The 22,052-nt window shown below is 69.6% G+C and carries 18 protein-coding genes; 6 read left to right on the plus strand and 12 right to left on the minus strand.

Translation table 11 applies throughout. From position 1 onward, the window contains the following. Positions 1-166: 166 nt before the first annotated feature. The gene (locus tag ACIRGA_RS35835) at positions 167-655 is read right to left on the minus strand and encodes a hypothetical protein (RefSeq protein ID WP_400950032.1); all 489 of its coding nucleotides are present in this window, start codon (positions 653-655) and stop codon (positions 167-169) included. 124 nt (positions 656-779) lie between these two features. On the opposite strand from ACIRGA_RS35835, the gene ACIRGA_RS35840 reads away from it, so the two are divergent. Further along, positions 780-3,479 (plus strand): BTAD domain-containing putative transcriptional regulator, encoded by a 2,700-nt coding sequence (locus ACIRGA_RS35840; protein WP_400950035.1) that lies wholly within the window; start codon positions 780-782, stop codon positions 3,477-3,479. Here the strand turns inward: ACIRGA_RS35840 and ACIRGA_RS35845 are convergent. The 7 genes from ACIRGA_RS35845 to ACIRGA_RS35875 form a co-directional block, all read right to left on the minus strand. Further along, complete coding sequence (locus ACIRGA_RS35845; RefSeq protein WP_400950038.1) at positions 3,472-4,269, minus strand: alpha/beta fold hydrolase; 798 nt, start codon at positions 4,267-4,269, stop codon at positions 3,472-3,474. The genes ACIRGA_RS35840 and ACIRGA_RS35845 overlap by 8 nt on opposite strands. Before the next feature lie 120 nt (positions 4,270-4,389). Continuing rightward, complete coding sequence (locus ACIRGA_RS35850; RefSeq protein ID WP_400950041.1) at positions 4,390-6,732, minus strand: polysaccharide lyase 8 family protein; 2,343 nt, start codon at positions 6,730-6,732, stop codon at positions 4,390-4,392. A 115-nt stretch (positions 6,733-6,847) separates the two neighbouring features. Next, positions 6,848-8,305, minus strand: coding sequence for an aldehyde dehydrogenase (NADP(+)) (locus tag ACIRGA_RS35855; RefSeq protein ID WP_400950043.1), 1,458 nt, complete (start codon positions 8,303-8,305; stop codon positions 6,848-6,850). 14 nt (positions 8,306-8,319) lie between these two features. Continuing rightward, complete coding sequence (locus ACIRGA_RS35860; protein WP_400950045.1) at positions 8,320-9,465, minus strand: hypothetical protein; 1,146 nt, start codon at positions 9,463-9,465, stop codon at positions 8,320-8,322. Between the two features lie 4 nt (positions 9,466-9,469). Next, on the minus strand, positions 9,470-10,726 hold the full coding sequence (locus ACIRGA_RS35865; RefSeq protein WP_400950048.1) for a glucarate dehydratase family protein: 1,257 nt from the start codon (positions 10,724-10,726) through the stop codon (positions 9,470-9,472). Positions 10,727-10,728: 2 nt separating this feature from the next. Next, positions 10,729-11,673, minus strand: a complete 945-nt coding sequence (locus ACIRGA_RS35870) for a 5-dehydro-4-deoxyglucarate dehydratase (protein WP_400950051.1) — start codon at positions 11,671-11,673, stop codon at positions 10,729-10,731. Between the two features lie 46 nt (positions 11,674-11,719). Further along, positions 11,720-13,231 (minus strand): sodium:solute symporter family protein, encoded by a 1,512-nt coding sequence (locus tag ACIRGA_RS35875; protein ID WP_400950054.1) that lies wholly within the window; start codon positions 13,229-13,231, stop codon positions 11,720-11,722. 154 nt (positions 13,232-13,385) lie between these two features. On the opposite strand from ACIRGA_RS35875, the gene ACIRGA_RS35880 reads away from it, so the two are divergent. The 3 genes from ACIRGA_RS35880 to ACIRGA_RS35890 are packed head-to-tail and all read left to right on the plus strand — an operon-like array spanning position 13,386 to position 15,258. Continuing rightward, positions 13,386-14,201: an IclR family transcriptional regulator gene (locus ACIRGA_RS35880; protein ID WP_400950057.1), complete on the plus strand. Its 816-nt coding sequence runs from the start codon at positions 13,386-13,388 to the stop codon at positions 14,199-14,201. Between the two features lie 37 nt (positions 14,202-14,238). After that, positions 14,239-15,063, plus strand: a complete 825-nt coding sequence (locus ACIRGA_RS35885) for an NAD-dependent epimerase/dehydratase family protein (RefSeq protein ID WP_400950060.1) — start codon at positions 14,239-14,241, stop codon at positions 15,061-15,063. A gap of 12 nt (positions 15,064-15,075) precedes the next feature. After that, a complete protein-coding gene (locus ACIRGA_RS35890) occupies positions 15,076-15,258 on the plus strand; it encodes a hypothetical protein (RefSeq protein ID WP_400950063.1) in 183 nt (60 codons plus the stop codon). A gap of 289 nt (positions 15,259-15,547) precedes the next feature. On the opposite strand, the gene ACIRGA_RS35895 is transcribed toward ACIRGA_RS35890, so the two are convergent. Both ACIRGA_RS35895 and ACIRGA_RS35900 read right to left on the minus strand, forming a co-directional pair. Then, positions 15,548-16,432, minus strand: a complete 885-nt coding sequence (locus tag ACIRGA_RS35895) for a MerR family transcriptional regulator (protein WP_400950066.1) — start codon at positions 16,430-16,432, stop codon at positions 15,548-15,550. A 43-nt stretch (positions 16,433-16,475) separates the two neighbouring features. Continuing rightward, on the minus strand, positions 16,476-17,084 hold the full coding sequence (locus ACIRGA_RS35900) for a TetR family transcriptional regulator (RefSeq protein ID WP_400950069.1): 609 nt from the start codon (positions 17,082-17,084) through the stop codon (positions 16,476-16,478). A 92-nt stretch (positions 17,085-17,176) separates the two neighbouring features. On the opposite strand from ACIRGA_RS35900, the gene ACIRGA_RS35905 reads away from it, so the two are divergent. Both ACIRGA_RS35905 and ACIRGA_RS35910 read left to right on the plus strand, forming a co-directional pair. Continuing rightward, positions 17,177-18,085, plus strand: coding sequence for an FAD-dependent oxidoreductase (locus tag ACIRGA_RS35905; RefSeq protein ID WP_400950072.1), 909 nt, complete (start codon positions 17,177-17,179; stop codon positions 18,083-18,085). Then, positions 18,082-18,705, plus strand: coding sequence for a DUF3159 domain-containing protein (locus ACIRGA_RS35910; RefSeq protein WP_400950075.1), 624 nt, complete (start codon positions 18,082-18,084; stop codon positions 18,703-18,705). Before ACIRGA_RS35905 ends, ACIRGA_RS35910 begins: the two co-directional genes overlap by 4 nt. A 17-nt stretch (positions 18,706-18,722) precedes the next feature. On the opposite strand, the gene ACIRGA_RS35915 is transcribed toward ACIRGA_RS35910, so the two are convergent. Both ACIRGA_RS35915 and ACIRGA_RS35920 read right to left on the minus strand, forming a co-directional pair. Next, positions 18,723-19,697 (minus strand): peptidylprolyl isomerase, encoded by a 975-nt coding sequence (locus tag ACIRGA_RS35915; RefSeq protein WP_400950077.1) that lies wholly within the window; start codon positions 19,695-19,697, stop codon positions 18,723-18,725. Between the two features lie 61 nt (positions 19,698-19,758). Beyond that, entirely contained in the window at positions 19,759-22,050 is a 2,292-nt protein-coding gene (locus tag ACIRGA_RS35920; RefSeq protein ID WP_400950081.1) for a glycosyl hydrolase family 95 catalytic domain-containing protein, read from the minus strand. Positions 22,051-22,052 lie beyond the last annotated feature (2 nt).

Below are 22,052 nucleotides of genomic sequence, written 5' to 3' on the forward strand. Positions count from 1 at the left end.
TAACCCGAAACGCCACTCACGACCCGCGCTTGACCAGGGCCGAAGGCTCCTTTCACCGCATTAGACGCGACGAAGGGAGCCTTCATCCCACCATCGGCCTGCCCGAGAACAAGCCACGTTTGACCTTCGGCTCAAATAGAACCGCCCTTACCACTCACGACCCCCCTCAGGGCAGAACGTCCGTCACGGTGTCCTTGATGACCTGCCACTTGCCGTGCTCACGCACCAGCGTCAGGCTGATCGTGTAGTGCCGGTTGATGTTCTGCGACGGCACCTTGTAGTAGGCGTCGAGGATCGCGTAGCCCATCTTGCAGTCCTCGACGACGGTGTGGGTCACCGTCCACGGCATGCTGTACTCGTACGGCAGCTTGAACTGCACGTCGACCACCGGCTCCACGTTGGCCTCGTAGCCGATGAACAGCTGGCCCTTGCGGCCGACGGTGGTCATGTTCTGGTGGATGATCGCCCGGTAGCGGGCCTCGTCGCGTTTGTTGTAGCTGTCCATGTCCTCCCAGACCGCGTGGTCGAACGCCCGCTGACAGGCCTGCCGCTCCGCCTCGGCCTGCTGCTCACCGGCCGCCGCCGCGGCGGGCACGCCGATTCCCGCCGCGGCCACGACCAGCCCGGCCAACGCCGCGTAATACCGCTTGCGCATGGGGTTCTCCTCATCACGTCCTGTATTCCGTCCATCAGCAGGTTCGCCGGGCGGCGCATCACAGCTGCATCACTTCCGCACCGGCGCGGGCGCGTGGCCGGTTAACCTCGCGGGAGGGGGTGCGATGGAGTTCCGGATCTTGGGGCCGGTGCAGTGCCGGAACGGGGCACGGCCGGTGAAACTGGCGGGCCCGCGGCAGGAGCGGATCCTCGCCGCGCTGCTGCTCGGCGCCGATCGCGTCGTCTCGGTCTCGCGGCTGGTGGACGTCGTCTGGGACGAGGATCCGCCGGCCACGGCCACGCGCCAGATCCGCAATCTCACGACCGCGCTGAAGCGCACGCTCGTCGCCGAGGGCGCCGCCGATGACGTCTTGACCGCCGAAGGCCCGGGTTTCGTCCTGCGCCCCAGCGCCTTCGACCTGCGCTCGTTCGACGAGCACGTCTCGCGTGGCGAGCTCCGCGAAGCGCTCGCGTGCTGGCACGGGCCTGCTCTGTCCGGTGTGGACAGTACGACGCTGCGTGGGGAGGCCGAGGAACTCGACGAGCGTCGTCTGTCCGTTTTGGAACGTTGTCTCGACGAAGAGATCTCGGCCGGGGAAGACTCCGTCGCGGAACTCACCGCGCTGGTCGCCGAACACCCGCTCCGGGAGCCGTTCGCCGGCCTGCTCATGCGCGCGCTGCATCAGCAGGGCAGGCAGGCCGACGCGCTGAACGTCTACCGGCAGGCGCGAACGCGGCTGGTGGAGGAACTCGGGATCGACCCCGGGCCGAAGCTGCGCGAACTCTACGAGCGGATCCTCCGCGACGAGCCGGAATACGGCAAGACCCGCTGCTTCCTCCCTTACGACGTCCCGGATTTCACCGGGCGGGAAGCCGAGATCCGCCGCCTGGCCGACGCCGTCCGGCTCGGCCGTCCGGTCGTCGTCGACGGGATGGCCGGTGTCGGCAAGACCTCGCTCGCCGTCCACGCCGCGCACCGGCTCGCCGCCGATTTCCCCGACGGGCAGCTGTTCGTGGATCTGCACGGCCACTCCCCCGCCCGCGAACCGCTCCCGCCCGAGGCCGCACTCGAAGCCCTGCTCGGGCAGCTGGACGTCCCGGCCTCGCGGCTTCCCGGCGGCGTGGACCGGCGGGCCGAACTGTGGCGGACGAGAACGGCGGGCCGGTCGCTGCTCGTGGTGCTCGACAACGCCGCGAGCGCGGAACAGCTGCGGCCGCTGGTGCCGGGTTCGGCGACGGTCGCCCTCGTGGTCACCGGGCGGCGCCGCCTGGCCGCGGTCGACGGCGCGGCGTCGATCAGTCTCGAAGTGCTGCCGGACGAGGAGGCGGGCGCACTGTTCGCGGCGGCCTCCGGGCGACCGGACGCGGGCGTGGCCGCGTTGTGCGGGAATCTGCCGCTGGCGATCCGGATCGCGGCCGCCCGGCTGCAGAATCGTCCACAGTGGACCGTTGAGACCTTGGCCGAACGGCTGGGTTCCGAACACGACAGGCTGGCCGAGCTGAAGGTCGCCGGACGCGACGTGGCCGCCGCCTTCGCACTGTCCTATCGGGAACTCGATGCCGCGCAACAGCGTATGTTCCGTTTGCTGGGGCGGAATCCCGGTGCCGACATCGGCGTACCCGCGGCGGCCGCGCTGGCCGGTATCGGTGAGCGCGAGGCCGAACGCCTGCTGGAGGACCTGCTCGACGCCCACCTGCTCCGGCAGCCGGCGCTGGGCCGCTACGCGTTCCACGACCTGATCGCCGAGCACGCCCGCAACGCCGCGCGCGACGAGGAATCCGTTCCGGCCGTGCGACGGCTCCTCGATCACTACCGCGACGGCGGCGGCCTCGACTGGTACCGGACGGAACGGGCGAACCTGGTCGCGGCGACCCGGCACGCGCTCGACGCCGGTCTCGACGAGTACGCCTGGCGGATCGCCGTGGACACCACGGACCATCTCCGGGAGAGCGGGCACCTCGACGAACTGCTCGCCGTGGCACAGGCCGGGATCGCCGCGGCCCGCCGGATCGGCGAACCGCGCGCGATCCAGCTGAGCCTGGCGAGCCTCACCCTGGCGTTCTGGGAGAACGGGCGGCTCACCGAGGGAATGGACTGTGCCCTGGAACGGCTGGACGTCGTCCGCGCGTCAGGCGACCGCGCGGCCGAGGCGATCGCGCTGTCCAGGGCGGGCGCGCTGCACAGCATGCTCGGCCGCTACCCCGAGGCGATGCGGTTCTATCGCGACGGCCTGGCCGTCGTGGGCGAGAAAGGTGCCGCCACGCTTTGGACCAACCTCAGCAACTCGCAGGAGGTCCTCGGCAGGCTGGACGACGCGCTGGAGTCTGCCCGGCGAGCGGTGGCGTTGCGCGAGGACGACCGCGGCATGATCCTGAGTTCGGCCCAGCTCGGCCTCGTCCTCGCCCGGCTCGGCCGCTTCGACGAGGCCTTCGAGGTCATCGAACGTTCGCTCACCGCCTCGCAGGATCTCGGCTACCTGTTCGGCGAGGCGTGGAGCCGGATCGACCTCGCCGACGCCCTGTTGCTCGCCCACCGGCCGGGCGACGCGCGCGAGCAGGCCGAACGCGCGTGCGCGATCCTCATGCGGCTCAACCACCCGCTGTTGCTGGCGATGGCGGCCAACAGCCTGGGTACGGCCTACCTCGCGCTCGGCGAGACGGCGAAGGGCCTCGAACGGCATCGGCTCGCGCTCGAAACGGCGAGGCGGATCGGCTACCGCCTGCAGGAAGCCCGCGCGCTGGCCGGGTTGGGACAGACCCGCGCCGCACGGGACCACTACGCCGCGATGGGCCTGCCCGCCGAACCGCTGAAGGTCGTCACCTGAGGAATCCGGTGAGGAGATCGCGCAAGGTGTCCGGTTGGCGGAGGACGCCGTGGTCCTGCCCCTCGACGGTGGCGTACCGGGCGCCGGGAACCGCGTCGGCGACAGCGCGGCTGCCCGCCCGCATCCAGTCTTCGCTCTCCCCGCCGTCGATGACCAGCGTGGGCACCGAGATCTTGGCCAGCCTGTCCGCGGGCAGAACGTTCCCGGGACCGCAGAGCGCGAGGTCGTAGGGCAGCGTGTGGGCGAGCCCGGTGAACCACGCCCAGACCGGCTCGTCCCGCATCCCCTTGACCACCTCGGCCGGAGTCGCCGTCCCCTCGACCAGGAACAGCTCCGCCGCGCCGTCGCGGTCGCCGTCGGCGATCAGGGCCCGGACGCGATCGAAGAGATCGGCCGCGGGCCGTTCACGGCTGTCGTCGACGACGTACGGCGGCTCGTACACGGCGAGGCTGGTCATGGCGACGCCTCTGGCGGCCGCCTCCAGCCCCAGCACCGCGCCCGACGAGTGCCCGAACACCGCCGCCGCGCCGCCGACGTGCTCGATCAGCGCGGCGAGATCCTCGACCTCGCGCTCCACCGAGTACACCGCGCCCGCGCCGCTGTCGCCGCGGCCGCGCCGGTCATAGGCGATCACGGTGTGGTCCGGGGCCAGTGTCGCGGCCAGGCCGGCGACGGTCGTCCGGTCGTTGAACGCGCCGCCCACCAGGATCACCGGCGTGCCCTCGCCGGTGCGCTCGAAGGCGATCGGGGTGCCGTCGGCCGAGGTCACGGTCTCGAACGAGGTGGTCATCAGGTCCTCCACAGGGTCGCTGCCACTTTAGCTTCGCACCTGGGTCGGAGCCGATGACCACCGCTCGACATCACTGCGGGAGATTCCCGAAGAATTCGCGTAACCCCCGCATTCAGTCGACTAAACGCGCACGACCTGAGTAGCGCCGAAGGTGTCCTTCACCGGCACCTCGAAGGTCTTGCGCCGCACGGTCACGCGCAGGACGTCCTGCCGCTGCGTCGGATCCGAAACGGCCAGCTGCCACCCCTTCGCGGTCCGGCCCAGCGCCACCGACGCCGGACCGGACACCGACACCTCGTCGACGGAGCCGGCGGCGAAGAAGTTCGCCAGCAGGGTCGCGTCCCACAGCCGGACCGCTTGCACGGTCGCGGTGTTGGAGCGCACGCGCCACGCCCAAGCCGACGCGATCGTCTCCAGCACCGACGCGGCGGGAAGGACCGCGTACGCGTAGCTCGCGTTCGAGGGATTGGCGCCGTGCTCGATGACCAGCTTCTGGTAGCGCCGGGTGTAGGGCACCGTGGTGCCCTTGGTGTTGGCGCCCTTGTCGATGTCGCGCCAGGTCCCCGTCCGGTCTTCGCGCAGCGCGGTGACCTCGGCGTCGTCGAGCAGGACGTAGCCGCCCACCCGTTCGAGATGCAGCCATCGCTTGCGCCGCAAGGACTCCGAGCCCTCGACGAGGTGGCCGTCGGCCAGCAGGACACCGGTGCCGTTCTCGCCGAGGTTGCGGTTCTCGATCGTGGTGCGGATCCGCTCGCCGGACGAGTCGGTGATCCCGGCGCCGAGGCACAGCACCCCGGACGGCGTGAAGAACCACGACTTCTTCGCGGTCAGCGTGCCGTCCTGCGAAACGAAGTCGAGGGCGTGCGCGCCGTGCCGCTTGTCCCAGCGCACCCCGCCGCAGTGATCCTTGCCGGTCAGCGGGACGGACTCCAGTTTCGGAGGCGGGCCGCTCTTGGTGGTCGTGCCCGGCAGCAGCTGCGGATCGACCGTCGGCCAATAGGCGTCAGTGAAGTGTCCCTTCGCCTTGGGCAGGAAAACATACAGCGAACCGTCGCCGACGTACCAGCCGTGCAGGTTCATCGAGTTGATCGCTTCGTACCGCGAGATCCGCGTCGAGGCGACGCCGAGCGAGGCCGACCAGCCTTCGGTGATGTGCACCATCCGGTCCTGCTGGCCGAATACTCGATGTGTCGCGACCGTCGGCGCCGGCCGGATCTTGGTCGCCAGCAGCTCCTGCGCGAACTCGATGCCGGGGATACCGACGAGATCCGGCCCCGGCGCGAACCGTTCGGGATCGGGGATCTCGAGGTACGGCGCGAAAGTGTCCTCGGTGATCCACTTCGCGGCGAGACCGCCGAGTTCCTCCTTGCGCTTCCCGCTCGCCGACCGCGCCAGCAGGACCACCGCGCCGGTGAGCTGGTGCCCGATGTCGTGCGCGGATTCCCCTTGCCGGGAAAGGAACCGGCCACGGACCGACTCCATCAGCGCGCCCGCGTGGACGAACGGCGCGAACGTGTCGGAGACCAGCGCGTACGCCGCGTCGCGGACGTCGGCGGGCAGTGCGAACTCCGTGCCCTTGGTGACGTGGATGGCGGACGCGACGGCGGTGAGCAGGATGATCCCGTAGTGCCCGGGATACGGCACCGTGTCGTGCTGCAGGAACGAGCCGTCGGTGTGGAAGCCGTCGCCCGCCGCGCGATGGAGCTTGGCGATGACACTCGCCGCTCCCCCGCCTTCGACGTCGGTGAACGCCCCCACGCCACGCTTGATCCGCTCGACGTCGCCGAGCATCGCGCCGGAGACGAGGGAGATCGTCGACTTGTCCGCCCGGTTGGCGCCGGTCTCGACGACGTTCGGGTTGTTGGTGCGGCGGTTCGGGTCGCCGGAGAACTTCAGCACCGGCTTCAGATACTTGGCGAGTTCGTCCTGGGTGAGCTCGTCGGCGACCGTCGCGAGGATGTGCAGCAGGTAGAGCGGGATGCCGACCTCGTAGGTGTACCAGTTGCCGATCTCGGCGGTCTTTTCGCTGTACTGATCGCTGGTGTACAACAGTTCCAGCGCGCCCTTGATCCGGCCGAGCACGGCGGGATCACCCGCCAGCGCGCCGCCCGGGGTGCCCCAGTTGACCGTGATCGCGCGAAGCCGGGCGTACATCGACGTCGTGAAGTCGCTGCCGGGGCCGAGCGGGAGGTCCTTCCACAGTGGACCGTCGCCGACCGTCATGCTGTCGTGATAGGCCTTCGCGACCCGGTTCAGATTCGCCAGCGCGGCCGTGCGTTCCGCCGACGGCCTGCCGATACCGGTCTGCAGCTCCCGGTACCCGGTCACGATGGACGACGTACCCGACGCTGCGGGTTGCGCCGACGAAGGGCTCGCGAGAGCGGACGTGAGCGCCACCGAAGCTGCCGCTGCCGCACCTCCCTTCAACGCCGTTCTCCTGTCGAAGTGACCGAATCCGGACATGACGGTGCCTCCCAAGGGGGTCGAAAGACGGCGACTAGGGGCGGCGGCGGGTATTGGGGCTCGTGAGTGGTAAGGGCGGTTATAAAATAGAACCGTCCTTACCACTCACGAGCTTTTAGCGCTTTCCGTCGGTCCTGCGGGGCAGGTCCCACGGGTTGTTCTCCTGCAACGGTTCCGGCAGCAGCGCGTCGGGGAAGCCCTGCCAGGCGATCGGTCGCAGGAACCGCTCGATCGCGGCGGTGCCGACCGAGGTGCTGGTCGGCGCGGTGGTCGCCGGGTAGGGACCACCGTGTTCCTGTGCCCAGGTGACCGTGACGCCGGTCGGCCAGTCGTTCCACAGCAGACGACCGGCGACCCGGGTCAGCGACGGGAGGACCGGGCGGATCCAGTCCACATCGGACTCTTCACCCTGGATAGTCGCGGTGAGCCCTGGTTCCATCACGCCGAGCAGGCTGATCAGCTCGGCCTGGTCGGCGTAGGTGACGATCAGCGACGCCGGGCCGAAGCATTCCTCGCGGACCGTGTCGGCGTCGGCGAGGAACGCCTTGGCGGTGGTGGCGAGCAGCGTCGCGCCGTGCGAGATCCCTTCCGCGCCACCGGATTCCGACAGCACCTCGACACCGTCGACCTCGCTCAGCTTCGCCAGCCCGTCGGCGAAGCCCGCCGCGATGCGCTCGTTGAGCATCGGCTGCGCCGGGATCGCCGCGACGGCCTCGCGCAACGTGTCTTCGAGGCCGTGGCCCTCGGGAAGGAACAGCAACCCCGGCTTGGTGCAGAACTGTCCGGCGCCGAGGGTGAACGAACCCGCGTACCCCTTGGCGATCGCCTCACCGCGCGCGTCGATCGCGGCCTGCGTGACGACGACCGGGTTGACGCTGCCGAGTTCGCCGTAGAACGGGATCGGCGACGGCCGCGAGGTCGCGATGTCGAACAGCGCCCGCCCGCCCGGCACGGAACCGGTGAACGACGCCGCCTGGATCCGCGGATCCTTCAGCGCCGTGACACCGTTCTCCTGGCCGTGGATGACCGCGAAGATCCCTTCCGGCGCACCGGCCGCGACCAGCGCGTCACGCAGGATCTCCCCGGTGCGGGCGGACAGCTCCGGGTGACCCGAGTGCGCCTTCAGCACGACGGGGCACCCGGCGGCCAGCGCCGACGCGGTGTCGCCGCCCGCGACGCTGAACGCGAACGGGAAGTTGCTGGCGGCGAACACCAGCACCGGTCCGATCGGGGTGAGCAGCCGGCGGATGTCCGGCCTCGGCCCCATCGGCCAGGCGGCGTCCGCGTGGTCCACGGTCGCGCCGAGGAACGAGCCGTCGGCCAGCACCTCGCCGAACAGGCGCAGCTGGAACGTCGTGCGCTTCAGCTCGCCCTGCAGCCGCGGGGAGACCGGGAGATGCGTCTCCTGGTTGGCCAGCGCGATCAGCTCGTCGGCGGCCGCGTCGAGAGCGTCCGCGGCCGCGTTCAGCCATCCGGCGCGCTGAGCTGGGGTCGCGGCCGCCGTCGTGCCTGCCGCATCGGCGGCGGCCGCGAGGATCTGGTCGAGCGTGGCGGGATCCGTTGCCTGGCTCATTTTTCTTGCTTCTCCTAGAGTTCTTGCGCGGCGCTGACGGCGGCGATGAGATCCGCCCAGCGCCCCGGGCCGGCGAGGCCGAGGTGGTACAGGTGCAGTTCGGTGGCGCCTGCCTTGCCGAGTTCGGTGGTGTAGGCCTCGATGTCGGGCACCGGGCTCGCCGCCACCGCGGTGATGTAGCTGCCGACGGCGACCTTCTCCGGCAGTTTCGCCCGTGCCGCCGCGACCGCGTTCACGCTGGGGTGACCGGGTGCCCAGTTCTGCAGCACCACCGCGTCGACGTCGTCCGGGGCCGACGGCGTCAACCCCGGCAGCGCGCCGGTGACCCACGGGTCCATCGCACCGTGCAGCACGATCCTGGGCCCGGACGGGATCTTCTCGAGCACCGCGCGCCGGAGGGCGTCGGTCGCGTTCTGGCGCGTGTCGAGCAGGACCTGCCGCAGGGTGGGCAGGATCTTGTCTTCGGTGGCACGGAGATCACCGCTGTCGATCAGCCGCCGGACCTCGGCCCGCAGCTTGCCCAGCGCCTTCGCCGGATCCTGACCGGCCGCGGCCCAGGCGTCGAGACAGTCGTCGCAGCAGCAGATCGACAGCAGCCGCGCCACGGCGGGCGACCAGACACCGTCGGTCTTCTCGTGCTGGTGCTGGTGCACGGCGCCGAGCGGACCGCAAGCCTCCAGGATGACCGTGGCGAAGTCGAGCCCGGCGAGGCTTTCCGCCGTCACGTTCGCCGCGTACTCGCGGACCGCGGGCGCGCCGGGACACAGCGCCCACGGATACCGCTCGCCGAAACAGTTGCGCACGGTCAGATCCGGGAATTCCGTGCCCAGCTGGGAGTTGTGGGTCAGCACGAGCCACGCCGCAGCCGGGATGCCCGCCTCGTTCAGCGCCCGGACGGCGTCGCCCGCGCTGTCGCGGCTTTCGACCCAATCCGGTTCGGCCGGCTTCAGCTCACCCCAGGCCTCGTCCCGCACCGGCCGGTACAGCGCCGCGTGCCGCGCGACGACCGAAGTGCGCTCGGGCGACCAGGGCGTCGCCGCGCGGGCGCTGTGGTACGACACGGCGACGGCGACCTCGTCGACGCCGAGTTCCTTCACCCGCTCGACGAAGCCGGGATCGTCGACGACGTCCCAGGGGTAGGCGTATCCGGTGACCTTCACCTCGTCACCACCGTGCCGTATTCGGTTCGAAGCCACCGACGAACTTCCGCATATAGGTCACGTCATCCCGTTTGGTCTGTCCACTTCGGACATAGTCTTCATGGGCCCGCGCCAGCGCGTCGGGGTCGAGTTCGACCCCCAGCCCCGGCTTGTCGGGCACCGCGACCGCACCGTCGACGAACTCCAGCGCACCCGGGGCGATGACGTCGGCCGTCTTCCACGGCCAGTGGGTGTCGCAGGCGTAGGTCAGGTGCGGCGTCGCCGCGGCCACGTGCACCATAGCGGCCAGGCTGATCCCGAGATGACTGTTCGAATGCATGGAAAGCCCCACGTCGAAGCATTCCGCCGTGATGGACAGCGCCTGGGTGTCCCGCAGACCACCCCAGTAATGATGGTCCGAAAGTATGACCCCGACCGCTCGCTGCCGGAACGCGGGCTCGATGTCCGCGAAGCGCACCACGCACATGTTCGTGGCCAGCGGCATGTTCGCCTTCTCCGCGACCCGCGCCATGCCCTCGATACCCGGCGTCGGATCTTCGAGGTACTCCAGGACGCCGTCGAGCTCTTCGGCGACCCTGATCCCCGTCTCGACGGTCCACGCCGCGTTCGGGTCGATGCGGAGCGGGTGATCCGGGAAGGCGTCCGCGAGCGCGCGGATCCCGTCCATCTCCTGGTCGGGGTCGAAGGCGCCGCCCTTGAGCTTGATGGAGCCGAAGCCGTACTCCTCCACCATGCGGCGTGCCTCGCCGACGAGCGCTTCCGGCGTGGTCACCTCGCCCCACGAGTCCTCCTCGGCGCCGAGGTGGGCGCCGAACTTGTAGAACAGGTAGGCGGAGAAGTCGACGGCGTCGCGCGCCTTGCCGCCGAGCAGGTCCACGACCGGCCTGCCGAGGTAGTGCCCCTGCGCGTCGAGCGCGGCCACCTCGAACAGCGAGTACACGCTGGCCACGGTCTTGCTGACGGAGAAGCCGCCGGTGAGCCCGTGCGCGTCGGCGAAGACGACCTCGCCCAGCGTGGTCGCGACCTTCCGGCGGAGGCCGGGCAGGTCGAACACGTCGTGTCCCTTGAGTTCCGGCAGCACCTTCCGGACCTGGTCGAGGAACGCGAGGTCACCGTAGGACTCGCCGAGGCCGACCACCCCGTCCTCACAGATCAGCTGGACGACACCGCGCAGCGCGAACGGCTCGTGCACGCCCATCGCGTTGAGCAGCGGCGGGTCGGCGAACGCGACCGGGGTCAGGACGACGTCGAGAACCTTCATCTTCAGGCACCGGCCTCGACGGACTTGAGGACGGCGAACCCGTCGTCGACGATCTTCTCCAGGCGGGCGATCTGGTCCGCGGTGGGCTCGACCAGCGGCGGCCGGACCGAGCCGACCTTGTCCCCGCGCAGCCGCGCGGCGGCCTTGACCAGCGACACGGCGAAGCCCTGTCCCTCGTCCCGCAACGCGACCAGCGGGAGGTAGAACCCGGCGAGCAGCGCCTCCATGACGGCGTCGTCCTTCTCCGCGAGCGCGCGGTGGAACCGGGCCGCGATCTCAGGGGCGAAGCAGTGCACGGCCGAGGAGTACCGGGCCACGCCGACGGCTGCGTAGGCGCGCGCGGAGACCTCCGCCGTGGGAAGACCGTTGAAGAACAGGAAATCCCGGGCCCGGTCGGTGTCGACGGAGCGGATCGTGGTGATGATCCGGCTCATGAGTTCGACGTCGCCGAAGCCGTCCTTGATGCCGACCACCGACGGGATGCCGAGGAGGTCCACGGCCGAGCCGGGGGTGAACACACCGGTGGAGCGGTGATAGACGATCACCGGGATCGAGGAGTCGCCGACGGCGTACCGGACGTGGTCGACCAGCCCGGACGGCGGACCGGTCACCAGGTACGGCGGCAGGAGGAGGACGCCGTCCGCGCCGCCAGCCTCCGCCGCCGCGATCCCGGCACGGGCCGTGGCCGCACCGCCACCGGCGCCGACCCACACGGGCACGCGCCCGGCGACGACCTCACGAGCCTTACGCAGGATCGCTGCGTGCTCGTCCGGGGACAGCGAGCTGAATTCGCCCGTACCGCAGGCGACGAACAGCGCACCGGCTCCGGCGGCCACGTGGCTCTCGACGGTTTCCGCGAACGCGTCGAGGTTGAGTTCCAGCCCCTCGGTGAAGGGGGTCAAGGGGAACGCCAGTAGGCCGTCGAGTTCGATCTTGGGCTGTGCCATGGATTTCTCTTTCGTTCTTTGTGGATGGTCCCGGGTACGGGCCCGGTCAGGCGGGCACGGTGGTGCCGTCCTGCGACTTGCGGGGTAGGACGTCGTCGTCGCGGTCGATCGTGTCGATGATCTCGTCGGTGGAGGCCTTGCGCTCGGGCATGAGGTAGCCGAGCCCGATGAACAGCGCCAGCGAGACCAGGATCGGGGTCGACACGGTGACCGCGAGCGTGGCGTTGTAGCCGTAGTACGCGATCGCGTAGGCGATGAGACCGCCCGCCCACGAGATCAGAGCCGCGCGGGAGCCGGAGCGGCGGAACGCGGGGAGCATGCCGAGCAGCAGCGGCACCGAGATCGGGCCCATCAGCGCGGCGACCCAGAGCACCACGATACCGAGCACACCGCCGAGTTTCTCGGCCTGCGTGGCCACCGCCATGGTGAGCACGACGAAGATCACCGTCGAGATCCGCGCGGCGAGCAGCCCCTGGGATTCGGTGAAGTTCCTGGCCTTCTTCCACAGCACCGGCATCATGTCCCGGGTGATGACCGCGGAGATCGCGTTGGCGTCGGAGGACACCATCGCCATGGTGTGCGAGAAGATCCCGGCCAGCACCAGCCCGACCAGCCCCGGCGGGAGGAACGTCGTGGTCATGATCGCGTAGGCGTTGTTGGGGTTCGAGATGTTCGGGATCAGCAGCGGGGCCGCGAACATCGGGAACATCATCACCAGCGGCCACACCAGGTACAGGATCGAGGAGAGCCGCGCGCCGCGACGGGCCTCGTAGGTGTTCGGCGCGGCCATGTAGCGCTGCGCCAGGTTCCACATGCCGCCGTTGTACTCCAGCGTCTTCACCAGCACGTAGACGAGCAACACCACGGTGGTGAACTTCGACGTGGTCGGGTTCAGGTGGGCCGGCGGGAGGTCGCCCCACACGGTCCACAGCCCGGAGACGCCGCCGAGCTTGTCCAGCACGACCCACAGCATCACGACCGCCGCGATGGCCTGGATGACGAACTGGCCGAAGTCGGTGAGCGCGTCGGCCCAGAGACCGCCGACGGTGCAGTAGATCAGCGTGATCGAGCCGGTGATGATGATGCCCCAGGTGTAGGGCACGCCCGCGAAGACGTTGAGGATCGTCGCGACCGCGAACCATTTGGCCGCGATGTCGAAGATCTTCAGGAGGCTGCCGCTCCAGGCCAGCGCTTGCTGGGTAGGAACGTTGAAGCGCTTCGCCAGGTACTCGAGCGGCGACGCGACGCCGAGCTTCGAACGCAGGCGGTTCCACCGTGAGGCGAACAGCCAGCTGCCGATGCCGACACCGATTCCGATACTGGCCATGCCCCAGAAGTAGACGGTGATGCCGTCCGTGTACGCGACGCCCGCGTACGCGACGAAGAGCACGGCGCTGTAGCCGGACATGTGGTGGGAGATACCGGCCAACCACCACGGCATCTTGCCGCCGGCCGTGAAGAAGTCACTGACCGTGTTGACGCGGCTGTGCGACCACAAGCCGATCACCACCATCAGGACGAAATACGCGGACACCATGATCCAGTCCAGTAAATGCACCGCTGACTCCTTTCCGCGTTCACGAAGGCCCAGCCCGACCTGTTCACATCCATGAACGGAGTCTGTTATAGTGATTATGTTCATCCATAAGAACGCTGTTCGGGACGCTAATATGGCCGGAGTCACAAGTCAACGGCCGGATGGAGGAGCGCGGATGCCACAGCAGGAAGCCGCTGTCACGGTGGCGAACGGCGCGCCCGCCGCGCCCGAACCCGCCGGGGTCAAATCGGCCCGGCGGGCGATCGACCTCATCGAGACCTTCGCCGCGAACGACGTGTGGCTTTCGCTGTCGGACCTGCACGCGCGGACCGGTTTCCCCAGGTCGAGCCTGCACGGCCTGCTCCGCACCCTGCTCGAAGCCGGCTGGCTGGAAGTGGACACCAACACCGCCCGCTACCGTCTCGGCGTCCGCGCGCTGATCTGCGGCACGGCTTACCTGGACCGCGACCCGGTCGTCCCGTACGCGACCGAAGCGCTGGAGCGGATCCGGGAGAAGACCGGCTACACAGCGCATTTCGCGCGCCGCGAGGGCACCGACGTCGTCTACCTGGAGACGCGCGAGTCCCGGCACTCGACGCATCTCGTGTCCCGCGTCGGCCGCACGCTGCCCACGCACGCGACCGCGCTGGGGAAGGCACTGCTGGCCGAGCTGACGCACGACGAGATCGACGGCCTCCTGACCGGAGAGCTGTCGGCGCTCACCCCGAACACCATCACCACGGCGGAAGCACTGCACGCCGAATGCGCGAAGACCCGCGAACGTGGCTATGCCTCGGAAATCGAGGAAGGCAGCCTCGGCGTCCGGTGCGTCGCGGCCGTGATCCCGTACCGCATCCCCGGCACCGACGCGATCAGCTGCTCCATGCCGGTCACCGAAGTCACCGACGCCGACGCCCAGCGCGTCGGCGAGCTCCTCGCCGAAATCACCGCGGAGCTCGGCCAGCAACTGCGCCGCGCCGGCATCCGCTGACCTGTTTCGTACTTTCTTTTACTGACAAGGGGTTCCCATGGCAGACCAGCGCGTCCTGATCACCGGCTCGGCGGGCATCGTCGGCACCCTGATGCGGCCGCGGCTGCGCCGTTCCGGGCGGATCCTGCGCCTGCTCGACCTGGCCGCGCAGCCCGAAGCCGCGGGCGGCGAAGACGTCGAGCTGATCACCGCGTCGGTGACCGACCCCGAGGCGATGGCGGCGGCTTGCGCCGGCGTCGACGCGATCATCCACCTCGGCGGGCACAGCCGCGAGAGCTCGTGGGAAGCCACGCTCGACGTGAACATCAACGGCACCCACACCGTCCTCGAAGCCGCGCGCGCCGCCGGTGTGCCGCGCGTGATCCTGGCTTCCAGCAACCATTCCGTCGGTTTCCGCCGCAACGACGAGGCGGGCGCGGACGGCCTCCCCGCCGACTCCACCCCCCGGCCCGACACCTACTACGGCGTCAGCAAGGCGGCCATCGAAGCGCTCGGCAGCCTGTACCACTCGCGGTTCGGCATGGACGTGATCGTCATCCGGATCGGCTCCTGCTTCGAGACCCCGCTCGTCCTCGGCCCGCGCGGCCTGACGACCTGGCTCTCCCCAGACGACGGCGCCCGGCTGTTCGAAGCCTGCCTGAGCTACCGCTCCCCCGGCTACCGGCTGATCTGGGGCGTCTCCGACAACACGCGCCGGATCTACTCACTCGCCGAAGCCGAGGAACTGGGCTACAAATCGCTCGACAACGCGGAGACCTACGCCGATCAGCTCGCGGACCTGCCCGCGCCGACCGGGGTGGCGGCGGAGTACGTCGGTGGGCCGTTCTGCACCGCGCCGCTGGGAGCGCACAACCCGCTCTGAAATCCTTGCCCGATGAGGAAGGAAGTTCGGCGACGACTCGTCGCGGATCGGCGAGATCTCGTGGCGAGCATCGAGGTCCTTCTGTTCCGCCATGACCCGATCGGCATCAACTTCGAGTACAACACCGACGAGTACCAGCCCGAAGCCGAATCGATCGCGCGAGAAATCTGGCGGCTGCAGCCGACAGAGAGCTGAGCGGTGACGCAGGGCCATCGTGGTGACGCCGGGTGAGGGGTGTGTGGAATCAGGGACGTTGAGTGTCCCTATTTCCACACACCCCCTCTCACTTCCGGCCGTCCGTCGTCGGGATCGGTCCGCTTCGACGGGACCGTGTGGATTTCTGGTCATCCAACGCACCAAAATCCACACAGTGACGCCCCGGCGAGCCCTCAGCGCGCACGGCCCTGAACCCGCCCGGCCACCGCAAGCACGAGCGGCGCCGCCTCGAAGACACCCTTCGGCTGGCCGAGATCCTCTCTCCGGATCAGGGCGCGCAGCGCTGATCCGGAGCTCGCAGAGCCTCGGAAAGCCAGCGCACCGCCGGAGCCAGACTGTCCGGTGCCGCCCATCCGTTGATCACGGCGAGCAGCTCGAGATACCGCTCCCGCCGGGAATCGTCGACGAGGTCCAGCCACGCCAGGAGGTCGTCGGGCCGGTGCCGCGCGGTGAGCGCGGCCACGATCCGGGCGGCCTCCGGTGAGCTCGGGTGGACACCCGAAGTCAGGGCCGGGTCGACGGCGGCGCGGACGTCCGCGATCGGGTCGCGGCGCAGGCCGGCATCGTGCCGCTCGGCGAGACGTCGCATGAGGGCGCGGAAATCCGGATCCCCGGCCAGCTCGGCGAGTTCCACCCAGGCGTCGATCTGTTCGGTCGCGGGACTTTCGGGTAGTTCGGGCGTCATCGAGCGGGCGACCCCGGCGAATCCGGGATGCTCGAGACCGCCGAAAGTGGCGTCGAGGAAGTCGCCGATCAGGCGGCGGCGCTCCTCCTCGGTCAACTTGGCCAGGTCGTGCATGAGAGTGATCTCCTCGGGAGTGGATCCGCGCCGGGTCACGGCTTTCAGCACCGCGTGACGGAGACGCAACACGTGGATCTGCGCTTCCAGCGCCCGCATATGCGCCTCGGCGACGTCAGGAAGGGCGGCTTCGCTTTCGACGACCTTCCGGATCGTGACCAGGTCGAGTCCCAGCTCGCGCAAGGTGCGCACGAGCTCCAGGCGCGCGAGCGCGTCGACGTCGTAGCGGCGGTGCCCGGACGCGGTGCGGCCGGACGGCGCCACGATGCCTCGGTCGGAGTAGAAGCGGATGGCCTTGACCGTCAGCCCGGTCCGCCGGGAAAGCTCGCCGATCGAGTACCGCGGGTCGTCCATTCGCCCACCCTCGCACCTCCCCTCGGGGGAGATACAAGGGCGATCAGGACCGCGTCGCCGGTCCGGTCAGGCAATGCTGCACGAGCGGGCCGAACGTGGCGACGAGTTCGTCGACGGACGAAGACGCGATCGGCTCGATGCGCATGATGTACCGGGCGACCGCGAGCCCCAGGATCTGCACGTTGACCATGCCCGCCCGCAGCGCGGCGTCCGGCGTGCCGAGCAGCGCCGCGAGCCTGCCGGTGATCTCCCGGTCGATGAACTCCCGCAACAGCGCTTCGGACCGCGGGTCGGTGGGGGCCGACCTCGTCAGCATCATCAGCGGCGTGCGGTCGGACTTGTCGAGGTTCTCCACCAGCGTCCGGACGAGACGCTCGCCGATCGTGTCGAGGCCGCCGTCGAAGAGGGCCTCGACGGCGGGCGGGACGTCGCCGGACATCTCGATCGCAGCGCTGAACAGGCCCTGTTTGGTGCCGAAGAAGTAGAACACCATCGCCGGGTCGACGTCCGCCGCCGTGGCGATCATGCGCACGGTCGTGCTGCCGTAGCCGTGCTCATGGAACAGCTCACGAGCGACTCGCAGGATCCGCTGCCTGCTCTCCGCGCCGGATCGCCAGCGTCCGGAACGGCCGTTGTTCTCTTCTTCCGCCATGTCGGAAGAAAGCCTAACACCGTTTTCTTCACCACCCGGTGAAGTTTGTCGGTACCGTGTTCTTCATCAGGCGGTGAAGAATGGGGGAAGCGATGAAGGTGGTCGTGATCGGCGCCGGTCTCGGCGGGTTGACGCTCGCTCACGGGTTACGCCGGGCGGGGATCGATGTCGTGGTCTACGAGCGGGACGCCGCGTCAGGGCGGCCGCAGGGTGTGAGCCTGCACGTCGACGAGCGCGGCATGACGGCGCTGCGCGCGTGCCTGCCCCCGGCCCATGTCGCGATGGTCGAGGCCACCACGGGAGGGCCGCGCGAGCGGACCTTGACACTGTCCGATGTGGACGGAGAGCTCACCGCCGAGGCGGGCCGGGCAAGACCCGGCAGGCAGGTCCACCGGCCACTACTGAAAGCCGTCCTGCTGACCGATCTCGACGACGTGGTCAGCTTCGGGGCGGAGTTCACGCGGTTCGAGCAGCGCGCCGACGGCACGGTCCGGGTGTGGTTCGCCGACGGCCGCACGGACACCGCGGACGTCCTGGTCGGCGCGGACGGGATCGGCTCGGCGGTCCGCCGCCGCTACCTGCCCGACGTACAGGTGGTGGACACGGGACGCCGGATGATCATGGGCGCGGCTCCGCTGCGGGCCGTCCTCGGCACCGGGCTGCCCGGTCTGATCGGCGACAACCCCGCGAGTGCCCACATCCGCGGCACGACGATCGTGGTGGCCGTGCTGCGGTTCACCGAATCTCGCCCGTCCGCGCGACGGCGGTGGCTGCCACCGCCGGCGCCCTGGCCGGTCCGCCCGATCACGCTCCTCGGCGACGCCATCCACCTCGCCCCGGGATTCGGCGGCAATCTGGCGATGCAGGACGCGCGCCACCTTTGCGAAGCGCTGGCCGACGCGCACCGAGGACGGCTCGGCGTGCTTGACGCGATCGGTACCTACAAAGACATGATGCGCCGCAACGGTTTCACGTCCGCGAGCGCGAAGGCGGGCACATGAGCATCGGCATGCTGACCCGGAAGTCGCTGTCGTTGTTCAGCGCGATGGGCGGTTGGCGCACGGTCGCCGAAGGGGTCGCGTCACGGGTGCTGTTCCTCGTCGCGTACCTGGCGACCGGAGACGTGCTGACGTCGGCGCTGATCACGGTCGGCGGCGTGGCCGTGCTGGCCGTCGTGCGATTGTTCACCGACCGCAAGGTCTGGCAGCCGGCGATCGGGGTGGTCGTGGTCGGCGTTTCGGCGATGCTGGCCGGAAACACCGGGCAAGCGGCCGATTTCTACCTCACCACCGTCTTCGTGCAGGCGGGCGCCACCGCGCTGTTCCTGGTGTCCATAGTGGTGCGCCGGCCGGTCATCGGGCTGGTGATGGGCACGGTGCGGGGCGACCGCCTCGCCTGGCGGCGCGATCGACGGCAGCGGCGGCGCTACTACCTTTGCACGGCGATATTCCTGGCGAAGTTCGCGATCGCCACGGCGGCACTGGTGCCGCTGTACCTGGCGGGCACGGTGATCCCGCTCGGCATCGCCGCCACGCTGCTGGGCGGTGCGCCGGCGGCGGGCGTCTGCCTCTATCTGTGCTGGCGGATCCTGCGCGAAGACCCGCGGGCCGCCGCCGCTTGAGACGGCGGCCCGCGAACTCAGCCCACCGCGATCGACTCGAACTTCACCTCGATCCGCGGCGGCCCCGTCCCGTCACCGGACCCCTTCGCCTCGTCAACGCCGCCGCGCGCGACCTTGTCGAGTGTCTGCAGGCCCGCGTCCGAGATGCTCCCGAACACCGTGTACTCCGGCGGCAGTTCCGCTTCGCCGAAGACCATGAAGAACTGGCTGCCGCCCGAATCCGGGTTCTGGGTCTTCGCCATGGCGAGGATCCCGCGGCCGTACTTGAGCCCGGGGAAGATCTCGTCCGGGATCGTGTAGCCCGGTCCGCCCATTCCGGTGCCCTGCGGGTCGCCGCACTGGAGCATCTGCAACCCCGACACACCGAGCCGGTGGCACGACGTGCCGTCGAAGTAGCCCTGCTGCGCCAGCGAAAGGAAGTTCGCCACGGTGCACGGCGCGAGCCCGCGATCCAGTGTCAGCCCGATGTCACCAGCGGTCGTCTTGACCGTGACCGCCGACGTGCCCGAAGCCGGAGTCGGTCCCGCCGCCGGCGGGTTCACCTTCTTCGCCGCCTCCTTGGTGGTGTCCGCGGGGTAGGCGCACTCCGTCGGATCCGCCAGCGGCGTACTGCGTTTCGGCAGCTCGGTGCGGGCGGACGGGATGTTCACCGGGCTCTGCGTCGCCGTGTCCTCCGAACTGGACGCCGGAGCGGACGAGGACGACGAGGACGCGACCGCGTTCTCGCCCCTCGAATCCGACAGGAAGAACCCCGGCGCCACGAACCCGAGGATCGCCACGACCGCGACCACCACGACGAGTCCCAGCACCCCGAGCCCGACCCAGAGCGCCGTCTTGTTCGAAGACGGCGGCGGCTGTTGCGGCGCGCCGTACCAGCCTTGTTGCTGGTACGGCTGCTGCGGATAAGGCTGCTGCGGGTACGGCTGCCCCGGCTGAGGGCCGGGGTCGGGCGCCTGGCCCTCGGGCTCGCCCGGCTGCGGCGGCTGGGACATCTGTGCTCCTGTCGTCGGAGAGGAAGTACAGGAACACTCTTGCGTATCGCCGTTCAGGAGGTCACGGCATCCCCCACGGCGTGCCGTCCCCGTTCGCCGGGACGGGCCGGATCTCCAGGTCGGGCCGGTCGCCCGCGCGGTGCACGACGGCCTCTTCGCCGCGCCGCAGGTCGATCCGGACGTCCCCGTTCGGCAGCCGCCACCAGCGTTTCGGCCTCCCCCACCGGTCGCGGACGGTCAGCTCCCCGTCGAGGTCCGTCCGCAGCACGCACGGCGCACCCGCCTCGCTGGTGATCTTGACCCAGCGCGTCTTCCCGCCCTGTCTGGAAGCGCTGAGCAGGAACGCCCCCTCCGTGCGGAAGTCACGCAGCGCGGCGTCCGCCCATTTCGCGGGCACGGCCGGGAAGAGCCGGATCACGCCGCCCCAGCTCTGCACGAGCATGTCGTGCAGCGACTGCGCGGCCGAGAGCGGCGTCTCGATCACCGGACCGGATTCCTTGTACATCGTGTTCGGCTGGATGTAGCGCCGCTGCAGTTCGCCGAGGTAGAACTCCGCCTTCTCGCCGCGCAGCATCTGCGCCGACATCGAGGCGGCGCCGGTGAACGTGTAGCCCTGCAGCGCGCCTTCGAAGCCCACCCAATGGTCGAGCGAGGTCTCGATGATCCGCCGGTGCTCGGGCCGCTCCCAGGTGATCTCGTACAGCGGGTAGATCTGCAGCAGATGCGAGTAGTGCCGATGCGATTTCGCGAACGGCACCCCCGCGCCGATCATGTAGCCGTTGGCATCGGCCGGATACGGGACGAGCGTGGCCAGGACTTCCCGCCACCGTCGCGCGAGCGGGTCGTCGACGCGCAGTTCCGCCGCCGACTCCAGCAGGGTCTTGCAACCCCAGCGGATCAGCGCGAGGTCGTAGTTGCAGTCGGGCGCGTTGACGCCGTACTCCGGGGAGAACGTCGCCGGAAGGTGCAGCTTCCCGTCCGCGCCGGGCGCCAGGAAATGGAGGTAGTAATTGATCGCCTTGCGCAGCAGGGGGAACAGGGTCTCCCGCAGGAGACGCCGATCCATCGTGTGCCGATAGGACAGCCAGACGTTGTGAAGGGCCCAAGTGAGGTTGCCGACCTCCGGCGTCGGCGTTTCCTTGCCAGGGATGCCGACCGGGAACCCCGCGTTCGCCCCGACCGCGCCGTTGAGCAGGGTCATGTCGGTCGTGCGCGGGATGCCCGCCGAATCGTGCTGGTACGGCTCGGCGACCTGGCTCGTCAGGTTCGCCCGGTACTTGCCGAGCGCGTGGCCGACGGCGTCCAGTTCGAGGTGGTTGGACCCGTGGATGAGCCAGTACTCCAGCTGGACGTTGAGGTTCCACCACGTCGCGGGCCACGGGGTCGGTTCCAGCCACGGTCCGCAGGTCGCCATCACCGGCGCTTCCCGGCGCGCGGCGGAGGCGATCTTGTACAGCTGGATCCAGTAGAAGCTCTGGAGCCGGGTGTCCGGAATGGACAGGAAGCCGTGCCGGTAGTAGTCGTGCCACCAGCGACGATGTTCGGCCGTCAACGCCGAGAACGGTTCGGCCCGGCGGACCGTATTCAACGCCTCCCGCGCGGCCGTCCGCTTCGGATACGACCACGCGACGGACGTGTACAGCGTTCGCTTCGAGCCCCGGGTGACCTCGCGCCACGCCGTGACGTGCTCGCCGCCCGCCAGCAGGCTCTGCACGGAAAGCCTGCTGTCACCACTGCTTTCCAGGCTCGCGGGCGGGTTCGCGACGTAACCGGCGGGCGGCGGCTTCCCGAACTTCGGATCCGTTCTCGGGCTCACCGCCTCGGCCGGATGGAACACCCACGCGAAGTCGCGCTCCCCCTCGGTCGGCTCGACCTCGACGGCCAGCAGCGACTGTCCGGTGTGGACGATCGCCCGCAGCGAGAGACTGCCCGAGGCCGTGGTGATCGTGCCTCTGAGTTCGGCGTTCCAGAGGTCCATCCGCCAGTCGATCCCGGTGATGGCGCCGACCGGTTCGAGGGTGAAATGGCCGATCGGCAGCCGCGCGAGCCCGAACAGGGAGCCGAATTCCGGCCGATGGTCCTGCACCTCGCTGTGCTGGACGTTGAACCGGACGGCGTTCCGGCCGGGCTCGGCGTAGATGCCCGAGCCGAGGAAACCGTTGCCCAGGAAGGGACCTTCGTACCAGGTCTTCGGCATCCGGCGCCAGATCAGGTCGGCCGTACCGAGGAAACCGGGCCAGTCCAGGCCGCCGAGGTCGAAGTCGTTCTCCACCGCCGACGCCGACGGCGCCAGTCCCGCCGCCGCGACTCCGGCCAACGCCCCGCCGAGCATCGTCCTGCGAGTGATGTCCATCC

This window comes from Amycolatopsis sp. NPDC102389, assembly GCF_044765885.1.
Lineage (GTDB): Bacteria > Actinomycetota > Actinomycetes > Mycobacteriales > Pseudonocardiaceae > Amycolatopsis.

Excerpts from the sequence above, each read along its gene's own strand:
- ACIRGA_RS35835 (WP_400950032.1), bottom strand. The coding sequence starts at position 655 with ATGCGCAAGCGGTATTACGCGGCGTTGGCCGGGCTGGTCGTGGCCGCG.
- ACIRGA_RS35840 (WP_400950035.1), top strand. The coding sequence starts at position 780 with ATGGAGTTCCGGATCTTGGGGCCGGTGCAGTGCCGGAACGGGGCACGG.
- ACIRGA_RS35845 (WP_400950038.1), bottom strand. The coding sequence starts at position 4,269 with ATGACCACCTCGTTCGAGACCGTGACCTCGGCCGACGGCACCCCGATC.
- ACIRGA_RS35850 (WP_400950041.1), bottom strand. The coding sequence starts at position 6,732 with ATGTCCGGATTCGGTCACTTCGACAGGAGAACGGCGTTGAAGGGAGGT.
- ACIRGA_RS35855 (WP_400950043.1), bottom strand. The coding sequence starts at position 8,305 with ATGAGCCAGGCAACGGATCCCGCCACGCTCGACCAGATCCTCGCGGCC.
- ACIRGA_RS35865 (WP_400950048.1), bottom strand. The coding sequence starts at position 10,726 with ATGAAGGTTCTCGACGTCGTCCTGACCCCGGTCGCGTTCGCCGACCCG.
- ACIRGA_RS35870 (WP_400950051.1), bottom strand. The coding sequence starts at position 11,673 with ATGGCACAGCCCAAGATCGAACTCGACGGCCTACTGGCGTTCCCCTTG.
- ACIRGA_RS35880 (WP_400950057.1), top strand. The coding sequence starts at position 13,386 with ATGCCACAGCAGGAAGCCGCTGTCACGGTGGCGAACGGCGCGCCCGCC.
- ACIRGA_RS35885 (WP_400950060.1), top strand. The coding sequence starts at position 14,239 with ATGGCAGACCAGCGCGTCCTGATCACCGGCTCGGCGGGCATCGTCGGC.
- ACIRGA_RS35890 (WP_400950063.1), top strand. The coding sequence starts at position 15,076 with ATGAGGAAGGAAGTTCGGCGACGACTCGTCGCGGATCGGCGAGATCTC.
- ACIRGA_RS35895 (WP_400950066.1), bottom strand. The coding sequence starts at position 16,432 with ATGGACGACCCGCGGTACTCGATCGGCGAGCTTTCCCGGCGGACCGGG.
- ACIRGA_RS35900 (WP_400950069.1), bottom strand. The coding sequence starts at position 17,084 with ATGGCGGAAGAAGAGAACAACGGCCGTTCCGGACGCTGGCGATCCGGC.
- ACIRGA_RS35905 (WP_400950072.1), top strand. The coding sequence starts at position 17,177 with ATGAAGGTGGTCGTGATCGGCGCCGGTCTCGGCGGGTTGACGCTCGCT.
- ACIRGA_RS35910 (WP_400950075.1), top strand. The coding sequence starts at position 18,082 with ATGAGCATCGGCATGCTGACCCGGAAGTCGCTGTCGTTGTTCAGCGCG.
- ACIRGA_RS35915 (WP_400950077.1), bottom strand. The coding sequence starts at position 19,697 with ATGTCCCAGCCGCCGCAGCCGGGCGAGCCCGAGGGCCAGGCGCCCGAC.
- ACIRGA_RS35920 (WP_400950081.1), bottom strand. The coding sequence starts at position 22,050 with ATGGACATCACTCGCAGGACGATGCTCGGCGGGGCGTTGGCCGGAGTC.